At 71.2% G+C, this 16,934-nt stretch carries 13 protein-coding genes; 7 read left to right on the forward strand and 6 right to left on the reverse strand.

Annotated elements, in window-relative coordinates; translation table 11 throughout:
• Positions 1–66: 66 nt before the first annotated feature.
• The 3 genes from G6039_RS07300 to G6039_RS07310 form a co-directional block, all read right to left on the reverse strand.
• Positions 67–1,299 (reverse strand): MFS transporter, encoded by a 1,233-nt coding sequence (locus G6039_RS07300; protein WP_044476513.1) that lies wholly within the window; start codon positions 1,297–1,299, stop codon positions 67–69.
• Positions 1,300–1,594: 295 nt separating this feature from the next.
• A complete protein-coding gene (locus tag G6039_RS07305; protein ID WP_029547080.1) occupies positions 1,595–2,092 on the reverse strand; it encodes a cysteine dioxygenase in 498 nt (165 codons plus the stop codon).
• Positions 2,093–2,271: 179 nt separating this feature from the next.
• Positions 2,272–3,174, reverse strand: a complete 903-nt coding sequence (locus G6039_RS07310; RefSeq protein WP_080688518.1) for an amidohydrolase family protein — start codon at positions 3,172–3,174, stop codon at positions 2,272–2,274.
• Positions 3,175–3,355: 181 nt separating this feature from the next.
• On the opposite strand from G6039_RS07310, the gene G6039_RS07315 reads away from it, so the two are divergent.
• Positions 3,356–3,880: a DUF6448 family protein gene (locus G6039_RS07315; RefSeq protein WP_235194053.1), complete on the forward strand. Its 525-nt coding sequence runs from the start codon at positions 3,356–3,358 to the stop codon at positions 3,878–3,880.
• Positions 3,881–4,071: 191 nt separating this feature from the next.
• Here G6039_RS07315 and G6039_RS07320 read toward each other — a convergent pair whose 3' ends face one another.
• Positions 4,072–6,795 (reverse strand): cation-translocating P-type ATPase, encoded by a 2,724-nt coding sequence (locus G6039_RS07320; RefSeq protein WP_043799050.1) that lies wholly within the window; start codon positions 6,793–6,795, stop codon positions 4,072–4,074.
• A 158-nt stretch (positions 6,796–6,953) separates the two neighbouring features.
• Here G6039_RS07320 and G6039_RS07325 point away from each other — a divergent pair, with 158 nt between their 5' ends.
• On the forward strand, positions 6,954–7,370 hold the full coding sequence (locus tag G6039_RS07325; RefSeq protein ID WP_006946406.1) for a pyridoxamine 5'-phosphate oxidase family protein: 417 nt from the start codon (positions 6,954–6,956) through the stop codon (positions 7,368–7,370).
• Between the two features lie 13 nt (positions 7,371–7,383).
• Here the strand turns inward: G6039_RS07325 and G6039_RS07330 are convergent, their stop codons facing one another.
• Positions 7,384–7,983 carry a LysE/ArgO family amino acid transporter gene (locus tag G6039_RS07330; RefSeq protein WP_029547076.1) on the reverse strand — a complete coding sequence of 200 codons (600 nt, stop codon included), beginning with the start codon at positions 7,981–7,983 and terminating at the stop codon, positions 7,384–7,386.
• A gap of 72 nt (positions 7,984–8,055) precedes the next feature.
• Here G6039_RS07330 and G6039_RS07335 point away from each other — a divergent pair, with 72 nt between their 5' ends.
• Positions 8,056–8,937, forward strand: a complete 882-nt coding sequence (locus tag G6039_RS07335; RefSeq protein ID WP_043799052.1) for a LysR family transcriptional regulator ArgP — start codon at positions 8,056–8,058, stop codon at positions 8,935–8,937.
• A 163-nt stretch (positions 8,938–9,100) separates the two neighbouring features.
• Here the strand turns inward: G6039_RS07335 and G6039_RS07340 are convergent, their stop codons facing one another.
• Complete coding sequence (locus tag G6039_RS07340) at positions 9,101–10,288, reverse strand: PucR family transcriptional regulator (protein WP_051446035.1); 1,188 nt, start codon at positions 10,286–10,288, stop codon at positions 9,101–9,103.
• Between the two features lie 185 nt (positions 10,289–10,473).
• Here G6039_RS07340 and G6039_RS07345 point away from each other — a divergent pair, with 185 nt between their 5' ends.
• The 4 genes from G6039_RS07345 to G6039_RS07360 all read left to right on the forward strand — a co-directional run bounded on the left by G6039_RS07345 (position 10,474) and on the right by G6039_RS07360 (position 16,699).
• Entirely contained in the window at positions 10,474–11,991 is a 1,518-nt protein-coding gene (locus G6039_RS07345) for a flavin-containing monooxygenase (protein ID WP_043799056.1), read from the forward strand.
• 16 nt (positions 11,992–12,007) lie between these two features.
• Positions 12,008–12,925 (forward strand): alpha/beta hydrolase, encoded by a 918-nt coding sequence (locus G6039_RS07350; protein ID WP_043799058.1) that lies wholly within the window; start codon positions 12,008–12,010, stop codon positions 12,923–12,925.
• 232 nt (positions 12,926–13,157) lie between these two features.
• Positions 13,158–14,390 carry an MFS transporter gene (locus tag G6039_RS07355; RefSeq protein WP_051446036.1) on the forward strand — a complete coding sequence of 411 codons (1,233 nt, stop codon included), beginning with the start codon at positions 13,158–13,160 and terminating at the stop codon, positions 14,388–14,390.
• The gene (locus tag G6039_RS07360) at positions 14,387–16,699 is read left to right on the forward strand and encodes a glycoside hydrolase family 3 C-terminal domain-containing protein (protein WP_043799059.1); all 2,313 of its coding nucleotides are present in this window, start codon (positions 14,387–14,389) and stop codon (positions 16,697–16,699) included. The genes G6039_RS07355 and G6039_RS07360 overlap by 4 nt, the downstream gene beginning before the upstream one ends.
• The last annotated feature ends 235 nt before the right edge of the window (positions 16,700–16,934 follow it).

The raw sequence follows: 16,934 nt of genomic DNA on the forward strand, positions 1-16,934 counted from the left end.
GGGGTGGGCACGGCGGAAGCGGTGGCACTGGGGTCGGTCACGTCGGTATCCAATCACGATGTCCGATCAGGGCGCCGACGGCAGCCGCACGGCGAGCGCGAAGACGGCGACACCTGCCAGCGCGAGCACCGTGCCGACGGCGGCCGGCGCGGTGTAGCCGAAGCCGGCGGCGATCACCGCGCCCCCGATCCAGGCGCCGAACGCGTTGGCGAGGTTGAACGCCGCGTGGTTGAGGGACGCGGCCAGGGTCTGTGCGTCCTCGGCGACGTCCATGAGCCGGATCTGCAGTCCCGGGCCGACCGCGGCGCACCCGGCTCCCAGCAGGAACACCATCGCCAGGGCCGTGTACGGGTTGTGCGCCGCCGCGACGAACACGGCCAGCAGCACCGCCAGCGTCGTCATGGTCGTGAAGATGCCCGGTACCAGGGCCCGGTCGGCGACGCGGCCGCCGACCACGTTGCCGACTACCATGCCGATGCCGAAGAGCATCAGGGCGACCGGAACCAGCCCCTTCGAGACGCCGGCGACGTCGGTCAGGGTGGTGCTGATGTAGGTGTACACGGCGAACACGCCGCCGAAGCCGATCATCGCGACCGCGAGCGTCATCCACACCTGCTTGCGCCGCAGGGCACCGAGTTCGGTGCTCACGCTGGTGGTGCGGATCGCCAGGGCGGGCACCCAGGCGGCGATCGCGGCGACGGTGACCGTGCCGATCACCGCCACCAGCGCGAACGCGGAGCGCCAGCCCAGCGCCATGCCGAGCCACGACGCGACGGGCACCCCCACCACGTTCGCGACGGACAGGCCCATCATCACCAGCGCCACCGCCCGGGCGCGCTGCCCGCGACCGGCCAGATGCGCGGCCACCAGCGCGGCGACCCCGAAGTAGGCGCCGTGCGGCAGACCGGCGACGAACCGGGACGCGACGAGCAGTCCGTAGTTCGGCGCGAGCACCGTCGCCGCGTTGCCGACGGTGAACGCGATCATCAGGGCGATCAGCAACGTCTTGCGCGGGAGCCGGGCCGTCAGCGCCGCGATCAGCGGCGCACCGACCACGACCCCGGCGGCGTACGCCGACACCACGTGCCCGGCGGTGGGCTCGGAGACTCCGAGACCGGTCGCGATGTCGGGCAGCAGGCCCATCGCCACGAACTCGGTGGTGCCGATGCCGAACCCGCCGAGGGCGAGCGCCCACATCGCCCGGGCGCGCCCCGGCCGGGCGTCTGCTGCCGGCGCGGCCGCGGGGGCGTCCGCCGGTACTGCGGAGTCGGGTGGGCATGCGGATGCCGTCGTCGTCATGAGCGGGAACCTTCGAATAGTGCGGGATGCGCTGGATCTTGTCGGCGTGCGAACCAGCCGAGTCTCCATTGTCTTGCACACGCCGACCCGACCTCGAATCGAGCGGACGTGAGTTCGGCCACCCCCGGCACGAGTCGCGCCTTGCGAAGGATCGGTCCACGACCCGCCGCGCCCGAGACGGCGTGAGCAGATCGCGCGCCGCGGGCCGGCTACCGCACCTGCAGCGACGTTATCCAATATCGTTCTGCGGCAAAGGTTTCGGATACCGCTACGACCGGCGCAGCCGCGGCGGAGTTCACCAGTCCGCGCCGGCCCGTTCGGATGCGCGCAGCCGGAGCACCCCGTCGTCGATCCGGTACCGATTCATCGTCGTCAGGGCGGGTGCGTACACGTGGATGCTGACGGCCGGAGAATTCGTGTCGTTCGTCACCTCGTGGACGTGGTCGGCGTCGAAGCCGCGGGCCATACCCGCACGAATCCTCTTGCGTGACAACGCTACTTCGACTCCATCGAGACCCCCGCCCGCCGGGGTGCAGACGGTGGTCTCCGTCAGCACACCCTGCGCCACCGCGAAGGCGCCCGCGCTGTCGCCGTGATCGTGGATTTCGGTTCTCTGCCCGGGCAGCCACGAAAGCAGCCACACTTCGTGGTTGTCGGCAACGGCCAGTCGCGTGTACCAGCGCTGCTGCTCGTCGAATCGAACGATCGGCATCCAGCGGCCGGGATCGTTCGCGATCCGCAGGGCGAGGGAGGTGAGGTCGGCGCGCGTCGGCAGGGCATACGTGGAGAGCATCGAAGAGTCCTGGAATGAGGAGGCACGGGCGTGCCCGGGCCGGGCTGGGCGGAGACGGATTCAGCGACGACAGCCGGGACACGACTCGGCGGCACGGGCCGACGCCGTGCACAGTCCGCGCTGCCGCGCGCTCACCGAGAATGTCACGACGACCATGCCACCCCGGCCGGGTCCGCGTGTCAAGGGTTCTGCGCAGGCACTTTCGCGAAGAAGCGGGCCGGATTGTCCGTCCGCAGGCGCATGCCGGCGGAACCGCCGAGCACCAGCGGACGCGCGTAGGGACGATCGGAGCCGAGCAGCACCCGGTCCTCGCCCAGGCATGCGGTCACCGCCGCGACGACCTCCCGCCCGTACGACGACGTCTCCACGTAGACCCCCGGCCCGGGAACATCGCCGGGCCCGCCGCGCACCGCCATCCGATCGGCGTGCAGCGGAGCCAGGCCGGCGAGCATCGCGAACAACACCCGCAACGCCGGGAACCGGCGCGCCCCGAACTCGTGCCAGGCGAACCAGGCGGTGTGCATCTGGGTCACGTACGACACCATCGCCGGCCACCATGCCGGAGCGCCGGGCGCCGACGCCGGGCCGGGATGCACGAACAGCGGCTTGCGCGCCCGCTCGAGTTCCGACAGCAGCGGCGCACACCGGTCGAAGCCCGCCGGGTCGGCCAGGGCGGTCGCCGGCAACTGCAGGCCCACGCACCCGGCCGCGAGGACATCGCGCAGCGTCTCCGGATCGGGCTCGGTGACGCCGGCGGCGGCCCACACGCCGAACCGGTCGGGCAGGCCCAGCGCCCCCTCGTGATAGGCGTCGAGCAGCGGCCGGGCCTCCTCGGCGGGCAGTTCCTCGATCCCGAGGGGGCTCGACAGCGACACCAGCGCCAGATCGATTCCGTCCCGGACCGCCAGGGCCGTCCGCGCGGGGATCGAATGGTCGGCGGGGTCCACCCGGTACGGCGGTTCCCCGGGCAGGTGCAGCGTCCAGCCGTCGAGCCGGGGCGCGGCGCTGCGCGCCCGGAGGGCGTCGACGAAGGACGCCGGCCACACATGTTGATGCACGTCGACGCGGGGACGTCGCCTCATGCGTCCACGTTCGCCGCCGCGGCCCGCCGTGTCAACCGTCCTCGCATCCAGGCGACGAACCGGGCCGTCGAGCGACGCGGCCCCGGCGCGACCGATCCGCCCTGCGCTCGCTCGACGCCGGACGCACCCCGGCACTAGCCTGGGACCGAGCGTGTCCGCCGACCGCCGGAAGGAGCACCCCGTGCCTCCCCACTGCGATTCCATGGACGGTCCCGTCGTCAAGGCCGCCGAGGCGGCGCTGGGCGACGACAACGTCGAGCTGATCCTGCCGTTCGTGCCCGCCGACGCCGAGGACGAGGTGCGCACGGCGTTCGAGCGGGCGACGGCGGCGCGGGCGGAGGGCCCGATCGCCCACGAGGTGGCCGATCTCTACTTCTTCGACACGGTGGTCCGGCTGCACCGCGCGGGCGAGGGCGCCCCGTTCACCGGTGTGAAGCCGGCCGGCGGCGACGTCGGGCCCGTGATCCCGCTCGCCGAGGACGCGATCGAAACGGGCTCGGTCGAGAAGCTCCACGCGTTCCTGTCCGCCGAGCTGCACCGGCAGCTGCAGTCCCGGCTGGATCTGATCGTCGCTCTGACCGACGCCGTGACGACCGCCGAACGGCGGGAGTACACCGAGGCGATGCTCGGCCTGCAGGTGTACAGCCACCACCTCTACAAGAGCATGCACAGGGACCCGCACGAGGGCGGGCACTCGCACGGCTGATCCGGGGCACCGACGGTCACATCGGCATCATGTGATGCAGTCACATCGGCATCATGTGATGCATCGGCATACCCGGCATCAGCATGTGGTGCATCTGCATCATCAACATGTGCAGCATGTGCATCAAGCCCATGTCCATCGTTCCCACCTCCGCGTCCTGCGGTGTTCGTCGGAGGGCGACACCACCTCCACTATGCGCCCGCCCGAGCAGGCGTGTCACCACGCCGACGCCGCACGCTCCGTCCGGTGGCCTTGACGAGTTCGTCCACCCACAGCACCGAGGATCCGACGCCGACGGCGAGCGCCCACTGCTGCGAGGTGAGCGCGGTGGTGTCGAAGAAGCCCTGCAGGAAAGTCGTCTGCACCACGCACACCTGCAGGACGACCACCACGACGAGCGCGATCCAGATGCTGTGGTTGGTGAGGGTCTGCAACGAGAACACCGAGCCGAGTTCGGAGCGGACGTTGAGCAGATTGAACACCTGGAAGAAGACGAACGTGGTGAACGCGAGGGTGGTGGCGAACAGCGGGTCGCCGGCGCTCTCGGGGAACCACTGCGGCGCGTAGTGCAGCACTGCGACGGTTCCGGCGGTCATGACGATGCCCAGGCCGAGGATGCGGCGGAGCCGATCGCGGCTGAGCAGGCGCTCGTGGGCCGGCCGCGGCGGCCGGGACATGGTGCCCGGCTCGGTGGGGTCGACGCCGAGGGCGAGGGCCGGCGGGCCGTCCATGATGATGTTGACCCACAGGATCTGCAGCGCCGTGAACGGCGCACCGCCGGCGAGCCCGAGGGCCCCGGCGACGAGGAAGATCAGCACGAACCCCCACGCCGTGGTCAGCTGGAACTTCACGAACTTGACGATGTTGGCGTAGATGCCGCGGCCTTCCTCGACCGCGGCGACGATGGTCGCGAAGTTGTCGTCGGTGAGGATCATGTCGGCCGCGCTCTTGGACACGTCGGTGCCGGTGATGCCCATGGCGACACCGATGTCGGCCTGTTCGAGGGCGGGCGCGTCGTTGACGCCGTCGCCGGTCATGGCGACCACCTCGCCGTTCGCCTGCAGCGCCTTGACGACCCGGATCTTGTGCTCCGGCGCGACGCGGGCCAGAACACCGAAACCTGCTGCCCGGGAACGTAGCTCGTCGTCGTCCAGGGCGTCGAGGTCGGCGCCGGTGGCCGCGGCGCCGCCGATGCCCAGTTCCGCGGCGATCGCCGACGCGGTCACGAGGTGGTCGCCGGTGATCATGTGCACCTCGATGCCGGCGGCGTGGGCCACCTCGATGGCCCGCTTGGCCTCCGCCCGCGGCGGATCGACGATGCCGACCACGGCGTAGAGGGTCAGGTCGGACACCACGCGCTGCAGCGCCTCCCCGTCGCCCCGCGGCACCGCGTGCAGGTCCCGGCCGGCGATCATCAGGGTGCGCAGCCCCTCGGCGGCGAGCGACTGCACCGCCGAGCGGAGGCGCTCGCGGCGGCGGTCGTCGAGCGGGACGGGGCCGTCCCCGTCGAGCATCGCCGTGGCGCGGTCGAGCAGCGCACCGGGCGCGCCCTTGGCGAAGCACCGGTAGCCGCCGTCGGGCAGGGCGTGGAAGGTCGCCATGTACTTGTAGGCGGAGTCGAACGGCACCTCCGCCAGCCGCGGCACCGCGAGACGCGCCCCCTCGACGTCGATGCCGCCCTTCTCGGCGAGCACCACCAGTGCGCCCTCGGTGGGATCGCCGACGAGCACCCCGTCGCGGACGACGGCATCGTTGCACAGGGCCATCCCGAGCAGCGGCGCGGTCAGGTCCGGGGCCGGCAGCCCGTCGCCGACGAGGATCTTGCCGGCCGTTTCGTACCCGGTGCCGGTGACGCGGAAGCTGCGGCCACGGGCCAGCAGCCGCTGCACCGTCATCTGGTTGAGGGTGAGGGTGCCGGTCTTGTCGGTGGCGATGTGGGTGGTGCTGCCGAGGGTCTCGACGGCGGCGAGCCGTTTGACGATGGCGCCGCGCGCGGCGAGCCGCGACGCGCCCATCGCGAGGGTGAAGGCGACGACCGCGGTCAGCCCCTCGGGAATGGTGGCGACGGCGAGCGAGACGGCGGTGATCAGCAGGTCGGACCACGACTGCCCGCGCAGCAGACCCAGGACGAACACGACGGCGACGACGGTGAGCGCAACGATGGTGAGGGTCTTGGCGAGCTGGTCGATGCGGCGCTGCAGCGGGGTCTTCTCCACCCCGGCGGCACCGAGCAGGGTGGCGATCGCGCCGATCTCGGTCTGCATCCCGGTGGCCGTGACCACCATCGTGCCCCGCCCGCGGGTGACGTCGGTGTTCATGAACAGCATGTCGGCACGGTCGCCCAGCGGGGCCTGCTCGTCGACGACGGGTTCGACGGTCTTGTCGACGGGCTGGGACTCGCCGGTGAGCGCGGACTCGGCGACCTGCAGCCGCGCGGCCCCGACGACCCGGCCGTCGGCGGGCACGGAGTCGCCGGCCTCGAGCAGCACGACGTCGCCGGGCACGAGTTCGGTGCGCGGCAGGTGCTGTTCACGGCCGTCGCGGCGGACGCGGGCGGTGTCGACCGCCATCTGTCGCAGCGCCTGCAGGCTGTTCTCGGCCCGTCGCTCCTGCACGTAGTTCAGGACCGTGTTGAGGGTGATGACGGCGAGGATGACGACGGGGGTCTCCCATTCGCGCGAGACCACGGCGCTGACCACGGCGGCGACGACGAGGACGAGGGTCATCCGGTCGGCGAGCAGGGCGAGCACCTTGCGCCAGCCGGGTACGGCTGCCGTTTCGGCGAGGGCGTTGGGCCCGTGCTCACGCCGGCGCTCCTCGACGACGTCGGAGGGCAGCCCGGCCGCGGGGTCGACGTCGAGTGCCGCCGCGACGTCGTCGGCGTCGCGGGTGTGCCACGTGGTGGCCAGGGTCATCTCGCACGCTCCTCGGTGGGGTGAGGTCGGGCGGCTCCCACGCTATCGATGTGACGGACACCGCGCGATTCGATGGACGATCCGCCTGTGCCGGGCGCGGATTCGTGATGTGCTGGAGGCGGTGATATCGAGGCGGACGCCGCCGGATCGGAGGAACCATGAGTGAGCCGAACGTCGACAACCCCGTCGTCGTCCTGAACGACGACGAGAGCTGGGAGCTGCTCGGCACCGAGCGGATCGGCCGGCTCGTGGTGGTCTCGGGCGGGCGGCCGGACGTCTTCCCGATCAACTACGCCGTGCGGGACAGGAAGCTGTACTTCCGTACCGCCGAGGGCAGCAAGCTGGTCGAGCTGACGGTGCACGCGGAGGTCGCCTTCGAGGCCGACCACGTGGAGCAGGACCGGGCCTGGAGCGTGGTGCTGCACGGACGGGCCCGGAATCTCGTGCACTACAACGAGATCCAGGAGGCCGAGGAGCTGGGGCTGCAGGCCTGGGTGCCCACCCCGAAGTACAACTTCGTCGAGGTCACCGCGAGCGAGATCAGCGGCCGCCGGTTCGCCCTGGTCAAGGGCTGACGCGGGCCCGGCGTCAGCCCGCCACCATGCCGACGCCGAGCCCGACCATGAGCACGGCGATGCCGCCGTCGAGCACGCGCCACGACGCGGGTTTCGCGAACACTCCGCGCAGCAGGCGGGCCCCGTAGCCGAGCCCGAGGAACCACACGACGCTGGCCAGGACCGCGCCGGCGCCGAACCACCAGCGCCCCGGGTCACCGTGGTGGTTGGCGACGGAGCCGAGCATGAGCACGGTGTCGAGGTAGACGTGCGGGTTGAGCCAGGTCAACGCCAGGCAGGTGGCCAGGGCTGCGCCGACGGTGAGCGAGCCGCCCGCCGCGGCGGTCAGGGCCGACGGGCGCAGCGCCCGCCTCGCCGCGAGCACGCCGTAGCCCACGAGGAACGCCGCCCCCGCCCAGCGGATCACCCCGAGCGCGCCGGGCACCCGGTCGAGCACGGTGGCGATGCCGGCGATGCCGGCGGCGATGAGAACCGCGTCGGAGAGCGCGCACACCGCGATCACCGGCAGCACGTGGCGTCGCGCGATCGCCAGGCGCAGCACGAAGGCGTTCTGCGCGCCGATCGCGACGATGAGCGACAGTCCGGTGAGGAATCCGACGGCGACGAGGTGCATGCCACCCACGCTAGGAACCGCCCTCGATGAAGAACAGTTGATTTTTCTTCAGTACCGTTAGAGTTGCTTCATATGGATCTGGACTTCGCGCAGCTGCGGACATTCGCCGCGGTGCTGGACGAGGGCACCTTCGACGGCGCGGCCGCCGTCCTGCGCGTCACCCCCTCCGCGGTGAGCCAGCGGATCAAGGCCCTCGAGCAGCAGGCCGGCCGGGTCCTGGTGCGGCGCACCCGTCCGGTGTCCGCGACCGCCGCGGGCGAGGCGGTGATGCGGCTGGCACGGCAGGTGGCGCGGCTCGAGCAGGACACCGCCGAGGCGCTCGGGCTGACCGCCGGCCGGGACGAGTACGTGTCGGTTCCCCTCGTCGTCAACGCCGACTCGATGTCGACGTGGATGCTGCGCGCCCTGGCCCGCATGCCCGAGCGTCATCGCGCGCTGTTCGAACTGCACCGCGAGGACGAGTACCACGCCCCCGCGCGCCTGCGGGACGGCACCGCGATGGCCGCCGTGACGTCGGTGCCCGAGCCGGTGCAGGGGTGCGTCTCCGAAAGGCTCGGCGCCATGCGGTATCACGCGATGGCGAGCGTCGACTTCGCGGACCGCTGGTTTCCCGGCGGCGCGGGCGCCGAGTCGCTGCGGCAGGCCCCGATGCTGAGCTTCGACCGCAAGGACGACCTGCAGGACCGGTTCCTGCGGCGCCGCACCCGGCGTCGGCTCGACCCGCCCCGGCACTACGTGCCCGGCGCCGCCGAGTTCGTCGAGGCGGCGCGGCTCGGCCTCGGCTGGGGCATGCTGCCGGAACCGATGCTCACCGACACCGGCGGGCTCGTGTTCCTCGCCGCGGACGACCCGTTCGACGTGCCGCTGTACTGGCAGCGATGGCGGCTCGAGTCGCCGGTGCTCGACGCGCTCACCGACGCCGTCCGGCGGACCGCCCGGGAGGTGCTGCGCTGACAGTGAGGATGGGCGAGTGATCCAACTGGCTGCCAGCACCCGATACGGGCGAGTGCGACGTGACGCTGCGCCCCTACCGGCCCGACGCGAGCACTGCGGACGGAGGCGGGAACCCGCCGGGCGTCGAGACCGGTCCCTGCCCACCGACCGCGGGCGTTGTCCCTCAGTCACGGGCCAGGACTCGCGGCCCGATGTGGTGAGCCAACTCCAGCGCGAGCTCGACGGGAAGCCTGCGCTCGCCGGGGCGGTGGCCGAGCAGTTCGGTTGCGCGGCCGACACGCTGCAGGATGGTGTTGCGGTGGGTGTGCAGGCGTGCGGCGGCGCGAGGGGCGTTCTCGGCTTCCTCGAGGAACACCCGCAATGTCTGGCGGAGACGAGCCGCGCTGGGTGTGTCCGCAGCGAGCGGGCCCAGTGTTGTGGCGACGAATTCGGCCGCCCGGTCCAGGTCGCGAGCGGCCAACGTGGCGACCTCGAGCTCGCGGTAGAGCGCGACGCGGTCGCCGTCGCGTTGCCCGCTGACCAGGCGCTGAATGGCCAGCGCGGCGTCGTGTGATCGGCGGAAGCCGGTGATGCCCGCTCGGGTGGGGCCGACGGCGACCCGAATGTTCGACTGCGCCTTGGTGATTTCTCCGCGCAGTGTGCCGAGCGCGGGTTCGGATTCGGTGCCCAACCACGCCCACAGCGTCGAGGTGCCCGCGGGCAGTGTGAGGGGTGTGCGGGCGCCGGCGGCCTGGGCCAGCAGCGTCGCGGCAGACTCCAGTGCCCCCTGCGTCCCGCCCGCCGGTTCGGCCCACAGGACGAGTGCGGTGTGGTGGCGAGCGAGCTGGTATCCGAGGCGTTCGCCGGCTCGGCGGGGGTCGATCGGGGCGCCGTCGAGGATCAGGTGCACGGTCTCGGCGCGGCGGGCCAGCGCGCCGCCGAGCACCTCCTCGCGTTCCCGCTGGGCGTCGGCGATGACACGGCTCACGACATGGTCGACGTAATCGAACATCAGCTGCGAGGTGACCTCCAACAACTCCACGAATTGTGGCCCCGGCGGGACGATCCGTCCGGCATGAGCCAGAAACCGCTGCCAGGCGACGTTCTGGCCCCGGCGGTAGGCCTGGTAGATCACCTCGAGGTCGATGCCGCGGCGCACGACGGTGCGGACGACGTCGAGGGCTTCGGGCGGCACGTCGATCGGCGCGCCTCCGACGTCACGCCGAGCGAGGGTGGTCAGCAGGCGCGCGGCATTGGCGCGGTTGCTCGCCGACATCTCCGCGACGATCGCCGCGTCCGCGCCCAGCATCGGGGCCACCGCCACCTCGGCGGCGTCCATCTCGGCGACGAGCTGATCGAGTTCACGCAGCATCAATTCGGCGACGTCACCGACGAGGGAAACAACTTCGGGTGCCACTGGCTCACGGAGCACGTACCAAGTGTGCCACAGCACACATATGGGTGCGAATAGTGTGCCGGCATACATGTCAACGGGTGCCGTTGCGGTCCTACTGTGAACGCCGTCACGCCCCAGCGCACCGCTCGAGGAGACCGACCATGAGCATCCCGACGACCACCGAGCCGACCGGTCGCCATACGGCAAGCACGCATTTCGACGTCTTGATCGTCGGCGCCGGCATTTCCGGCATCGGCGCGGCGTATCACCTCCAGACACGCCGTCCCGGTACGACGTTCGCAGTCCTGGAGGGCCGGGATTCGATCGGCGGCACGTGGAGCCTGTTCCGCTACCCGGGCATTCGCTCGGACTCGGACATGCCGAGTTTCGGCTACGGGTTCAAGCCGTGGACGCATCGGAAGTCGATCGCAGACGGGCACATCATCATGGATTACCTGAGGCAGACCGTCACCGAGAACCGTCTCGACCAGCACATTCGTTTCGGCTACCGGGTTATCGGCGCAGAGTTCTCCTCGGCGGACGGATACTGGACCGTCACCGCGCAATCGTCCGGCAGCGCCGAGCACGTGCACTTCACCGCGCGATTCCTGTTCCTGGGCACCGGCTACTACGACTACGAGGAAGGCTTCACGCCCGACATCGAGGGTGTGGAGGAGTTCGCGGGCCGGCTGATCCACCCGCAGCACTGGCCCGAGGACCTCGACTACGCCGGCAAGCGCGTGGTGGTCATCGGCTCCGGCGCGACCGCCGTGACGCTGATCCCGTCGATGGCCGGCAAGGCCGGTCATGTCACGATGCTGCAGCGCTCGCCGAGCTACGTGTTCTCGATACCGGCCGAGGACGCGATCGCGAACACCCTGAACAAGGTGGTCGGTCCCACCCGAGCGCACCGGATCGTCCGGCGCAAGAACATCATGCTCAACCGCGGGATCTACAAGGCCTGCCAGCGCGCGCCCAAGCTCATGCGCAAGCTGTTGATCGCCGATGTGCGCCGGCAGCTGCCCAAGAGCTTCGACGTAGACACCCACTTCACCCCGCGTTACAACCCATGGGACCAGCGCCTGTGCATGGTCCCCGACGGGGATCTGTTCAAGGCGATATCCGCCGGGCATGCCTCGGTGGTGACCGACCGGATCAAGCGGTTCACCGAGGAGGGGATTCTGCTGGAATCGGGTCAGGAGTTGGCCGCCGACATCGTCGTCACGGCGACCGGACTCAACATGACACCGTTCGGCAAGATCGCGCTGAGCGTGGACGGGCGGCGCGTGAACCTGCCCGACACGACGGTCTACAAGGCGATGATGTTGTCCGGTGTGCCGAATCTCGTGTTCGCGCTGGGCTACACGAACATCTCCTGGACCCTCAAGGTGGACTTGGTGTGCGAGCACTTCTGCCGACTGCTCGACTACATGGACAGCCACGGCTACGGCACCGTCGAACCAGTGCTCGACGATCCGCACATGGACCGTGTCCCCGTGGTCGAGATGAGCTCGGGATATGTCCAGCGGGCCGTCGCGAAGTTCCCGCGCGGCGGCACCAGCGGCCCGTGGACGGTACAGATGGCCTACGAGAAGGACGTCGAGCGGCTGCGTCGCGGGCCGGTCGAGGATCCGGCGCTCGAGTTCGCGCCCAGCCGCACGGCTGCCGTCGCGTCGTAGGAACGGAGCGACCGAGATGAAGAAGGACCTGACCTTCCCCAGCCACGGCGTCGCCTGCGCCGCCTGGCATGTTCCGGCTACCTCCGACGTGCTGGCCGGCACGGCCGGCCGGCCGTGTGTGGTGATGGCACACGGCTTCGGCGGCACCCGAGACACCGGCCTGATCGGCTATGCCGACGGGTTCGCCGACAGCGGCATCGACGTATTGGTCTTCGACTACCGCGGCTTCGGCGACTCGGAAGGAACACCGCGCCAGGATGTTTCCTTCCGGCGTCAGCGCCAGGACTATCACGCGGCGATCGCCGCCGCCCGTCACCTGCCCGGCGTGGACGCCGATCGAATCGCGTTGTGGGGAACGTCGTACTCCGGTGGTCATGTCGTCGCAGTCGCCGCGCAGGACAGGCGCGTCGCGGCAATCGTATCGATGACCCCCGCGACCGACGGACTGGCAGCCGCGATGCAGATCGCCCGCTACGCCGGAGCCGGTCAACTGGTGCGCACCACCGGCCACGGGTTGCGCGACCTCGCTCGCCGGATTACCGGACGCCGGCCGCACCACATCCCGGTGGTGGCGCGGCCGGGAAAGGTGGCGATCATCAGCGCCTCCGGCGCCGAGGAGGCCTACACCTCGATCGCCGGACCGACGTGGCGCAACGAAATCTGCGCGCGCACAGCACTGGAGGTGGCCGTGAACCGGCCCATCATCGCTGCCGGCCGCCTTGGCTGCCCAATCCTTGTGCAGGTGGGCACACACGACCGTGTCGCACCGCCCGTCGCCGCGCGCAGGACCGCGAAGAGGGCAGGGGCCACTGCACTGTTGTGCGAGTACCCCGTCGATCACTTCGACGTCTACGACGGTCCTTGGCAACAACGGATGCTGCGTGACCAGCTCAGCTTCCTGATCCGCGCCCTCGATCCGGCGCGGCCCTGCTGATCGTCACCGTTCCACCGAGCTGCTCGCGCTCGACGCCCATGACATTCCGATGGTGCGCGACTCGCTCGGCGGAGAGTCGAGATCTACCACGTCCTGTGCAGTGCACACGTTCACACGTTCGAGCATCGGGCCCCGACCGCAGCCGCTCGACATCCCTCGGAGCATCCGCCGGTGCGTCCCGAGCGGCCGGTCGGTTAGCGTGACGGGTCCGGCCCCGGCGAGAGGACGAACGATGACCACAGCAGCACCTGCACCGGCACGACAGCTGAGCCGGGCCCTGGCCGGCGTGCTGGCCGTCCTCGTCACCACCGGGTGGGCGGCGAACCACTTCGCCGCGATGATCCCCGTCCTGCGCGAGCACGAAGGCCTCTCGCGCGCGCTGCTCGACGGGGTGTTCGGCATCTATGCGCTCGGGCTGCTGCCCGGTCTCGTCGGCGGCGGCGCACTCTCGGACCGGACCGGCCGTGCGGCGGTCGTCCTCCCCGGTGCGACGATCGCCCTCGTCGGCACCGTGCTGCTGCTCGTCCGGCACGACGCCGCCGGACTCGTCGCGGGCCGCCTCGTCGTGGGCATCGGCGCGGGCCTGGCCATCGGTGCGGGCACGGCCTGGGCCACCGACCTGCGCGGGAAGGTCGGCACGGTGCTCGCCGGCGTCGCGCTCAGCTCCGGATTCGCCCTGGGGCCTTTCGTGTCCGGTCTGCTCGCCGAGTTCGGCCCCCGGCCGCTGTCCCTGCCGTTCGTGCTCTCGGCCGCGTTGTCGGCCGCGGCCGTCACCGCCGCGACGGTGTGGAGCCGGCCGGCCCACTACGCGGCGGCGGACCTGCAGCCGGTCGTGCCGGGACACGGCCGGTCGGTGGCCGGTGCGCTGTCCTGGTCGCTGCCGCTGGCACCCTGGGTGTTCGCCTGCGTCACAGTCGCTTTCGTGACGTTTCCGGCCCGGGTCGCGAGCGCGTACGCGGGACCGGCGCTGACCGGGGCCGCGGCGCTGCTCGCCCTGGGCTCCGGGATCGTCGCGCAGGCCGTGGCCCGTCGGCGGGAGTGGGGCCCGCAGGCCGGGACGGCCGGCGCCGTCCTCGCCGGACTCGGGTTCCTCCTCGTCGGCGCCGGCGGGGCGCACCCGCCGCTGTGGCTGCTGCCCGTCGCGGCACCCGTGCTCGGGGTGGCCTACGGGCTGTGCCTGCGCGAGGGCCTGCTCGACCTGGAGTCACTCGCGCCGAAGACCTCGCGCGGGACGCTGACCGGCGTCTTCTACGTCGGCACCTACCTGGGCTTCGCGCTGCCGCTGCTGCTCGTGCTGTTCGAGCCCACCACCGGCGCGAGCCTGCCGCTGTTCGTGCTCGCCGTCCCGGCGTTCGCGGTCGCGCTGGTACGGGCCCGCCGGCTGGCCGTCGCCGAGCACCCCCGCGCCGTCGACGCGCCGCGCAGCCCCGGCGAATCGTCGCGGACGGAAGGACACCGGCGATGACCACGCGCCCCGACCTGACCCACGAACAGCAGGCCGCCCTGCTGTCCGGCCACGACTTCTGGAGCACCGAGGCCATCGAGGAGGCCGGGATTCCGAGTGTCGTCCTGACCGACGGCCCGCACGGCGTGCGCTGTCAGTCCGGCGACAGCGACCACCTCGGCCTGCACGCCAGCCTGCCCGCGACGTGCTTCCCGCTCGCCGTCGCCGTCGGCTCGAGCTGGGACCGGAGCGTCGCCGAGGAGGTGGGCCGCGCCGTGGGACGGGAGGCGCGCGCCCTCGGCGTGCACGTGGTCCTCGGGCCGGGCGTCAACATCAAGCGCTCACCGCTGTGCGGACGCAACTTCGAGTACTACTCGGAGGACCCGCTGCTCTCCGGCGTCCTCGGTGCGGCGCACGTGCGGGGTCTCCAGTCCGTGGGGGTCGGGGCGTGCGTCAAGCACTTCGCCGCCAACAACCAGGAAACGGACCGGATGCGGGTCAGCGCGGACGTCGACGACCGGACCCTGCGCGAGATCTACCTGCCCGCCTTCGAACGAGTCGTCGCCGAGGCCCGGCCCGCGGCGGTCATGTGCTCCTACAACAAGGTCAACGGCGTATCTGCGGCCGAGAACCGATGGCTGCTCACCGAGGTGCTCCGCGAGCAGTGGGGATTCACCGGGGTCGTCGTCTCCGACTGGGGCGCCGTCGCCGACCGGGTGGCCGGGGTCACGGCCGGGCTCGACCTCGAGATGCCGGGCAGCGGCGGCGGCACCGACCGGCAGGTGGTCGACGCCGTGCGCGACGGCCGCCTCGACCCGCGTCTCGTCGAGGCGAGCGCCCACCGGGTCCTGGCCCTGTCGGACCTCGTGCGGCCCGCCGCCGGCGACCTCGACCTCGACGGCCAGCACGCGCTTGCGCGCCGGCTCGCCGCCGACTGCGCGGTGTTGCTGAAGAACGACGACGGCGTCCTCCCGCTGCGCCGCGGGCAGCACGTCGCGGTGCTGGGATCGTTCGCCGCCACCCCCCGATTCCAGGGCGGCGGAAGCTCGCACATCGCGCCGACCCGGGTCGATCCGGCGCTCGACGCCGTCCGCGCGCTCGCCGCGGCCCACGGCCTGACGGTGTCCGCGGCCGACGGCTTCCCGCTCGGAGCGGACGGCGATGCCCGGGCCCTGCTCGACGAGGCGGTGCGCGTGGCGGCCGCCGCCGACGTGGCCGTCGTGTTCGCCGGCCTCACCGAACGTGAGGAATCCGAGGGCTTCGACCGCGACACGCTCGACCTGCCGCCGGTGCAGGTCGCCCTCGTGCGGGCCGTCGCGCAGGCGGCACCGCGCACGGTCGTCGTCCTCGCCCACGGCGGCGTGGTCTCGCTCGAGGGCTGGCACGACGAGGTCGATGCGATCCTCGACGGCTGGCTGCTCGGGCAGGCCGGCGGGTCGGCGATCGCGGATCTGCTGCTCGGTGTCGCCAACCCGTCCGGACACCTCGCCGAGACCGTCCCGCTGCGACTCGAGGACACCCCCTCGTACCTCAACTTCCCCGGCGAGCAGGGGCACGTCCGCTACGGCGAGGGCGTCATGGTGGGTTACCGCGGCTACGAAACCCTGCGCCGCGCCGTCCGCTACCCGTTCGGACACGGCCTGAGCTACACGACGTTCGTCACCGAGTCCCTCGACGTCGCGCTGGGGGGCGACGGCACCGTCGCGGTGCGCGTGCGCGTGCGCAACGCCGGCGACCGTGCCGGCAAGCACGTGGTGCAGGTGTACGTCGCCACCGACGCCGGTCCGGTGCGACGCCCGGTGCGCGAACTGCGGGCGTTCGAGAAGATCGAGCTGGCGCCCGGCGAGGCGCGCGACGTCGAGTTGACCTTGGAACGAAGGGCTTTCGCGTACTGGGACGTCGAGCTCGACGACTGGGTCGTGGCGCTCGGTGAATACGCGATCCAGGTGTGCGCCGACGCCGCCACGGTGCTCGAGGCGCGCACCGTCACGCTCGCGGGCGATGTGGTCTCGCGCCCTCTCTCGATGGAATCGACGGTGGGTGAATGGTTCTCGCATCCGACGGTGGGACCGGCGTTCCTCGAGGTCCTCGCCGGGGCGACGGGTTCCGCTCCCACCCCGGATCCGCAGGAACACGCCGGGCTGCTGCGCATGGTCGAATCGATGCGCATGGCCCAGTTCCTGACGTTCCTACCGATCCCGGTCCCTCAGGAGAAACTCGACGAACTCCTCGCGCTCGGTGGCACGGTCGCGAACTCGGCCACCGACGCGGCCGCGGGCAACCGGGACCACCCGGCTCCGACGCCGCCCGGGCAGCCGGGCGGACCGTGAGACGTCACCGCCCGCCGATCGTCGTTCGTCGTTTTTCTCCGAATTCCGAGGGGTGCGCGCCGATTCCTCGAATCGCCGATTTCTCACGGCCCCGATTTCCGGGGAATCGAATGCGAGAAACCGTGTGACCCGAATCGAAGAGACGATCGAAGTTGTTCCGCCGATTCGCGAAATTCTGCATTCACCTTCCGGAATCGAATTCGGTGAGGAAATCGCGTGCCCCCACTCGGTCGAA

The organism is Rhodococcus aetherivorans, from assembly GCF_011058165.1.
GTDB lineage: Bacteria > Actinomycetota > Actinomycetes > Mycobacteriales > Mycobacteriaceae > Rhodococcus > Rhodococcus aetherivorans.

Bases quoted from the DNA above. Each gene is read 5' to 3' on its own strand.
- G6039_RS07300 (WP_044476513.1), bottom strand. From the start codon at position 1,299: ATGACGACGACGGCATCCGCATGCCCACCCGACTCCGCAGTACCGGCG.
- G6039_RS07305 (WP_029547080.1), bottom strand. From the start codon at position 2,092: ATGCTCTCCACGTATGCCCTGCCGACGCGCGCCGACCTCACCTCCCTC.
- G6039_RS07310 (WP_080688518.1), bottom strand. From the start codon at position 3,174: ATGAGGCGACGTCCCCGCGTCGACGTGCATCAACATGTGTGGCCGGCG.
- G6039_RS07320 (WP_043799050.1), bottom strand. From the start codon at position 6,795: ATGACCCTGGCCACCACGTGGCACACCCGCGACGCCGACGACGTCGCG.
- G6039_RS07325 (WP_006946406.1), top strand. From the start codon at position 6,954: ATGAGTGAGCCGAACGTCGACAACCCCGTCGTCGTCCTGAACGACGAC.
- G6039_RS07330 (WP_029547076.1), bottom strand. From the start codon at position 7,983: ATGCACCTCGTCGCCGTCGGATTCCTCACCGGACTGTCGCTCATCGTC.
- G6039_RS07335 (WP_043799052.1), top strand. From the start codon at position 8,056: ATGGATCTGGACTTCGCGCAGCTGCGGACATTCGCCGCGGTGCTGGAC.
- G6039_RS07340 (WP_051446035.1), bottom strand. From the start codon at position 10,288: ATGCTGCGTGAACTCGATCAGCTCGTCGCCGAGATGGACGCCGCCGAG.
- G6039_RS07345 (WP_043799056.1), top strand. From the start codon at position 10,474: ATGAGCATCCCGACGACCACCGAGCCGACCGGTCGCCATACGGCAAGC.
- G6039_RS07350 (WP_043799058.1), top strand. From the start codon at position 12,008: ATGAAGAAGGACCTGACCTTCCCCAGCCACGGCGTCGCCTGCGCCGCC.
- G6039_RS07355 (WP_051446036.1), top strand. From the start codon at position 13,158: ATGACCACAGCAGCACCTGCACCGGCACGACAGCTGAGCCGGGCCCTG.
- G6039_RS07360 (WP_043799059.1), top strand. From the start codon at position 14,387: ATGACCACGCGCCCCGACCTGACCCACGAACAGCAGGCCGCCCTGCTG.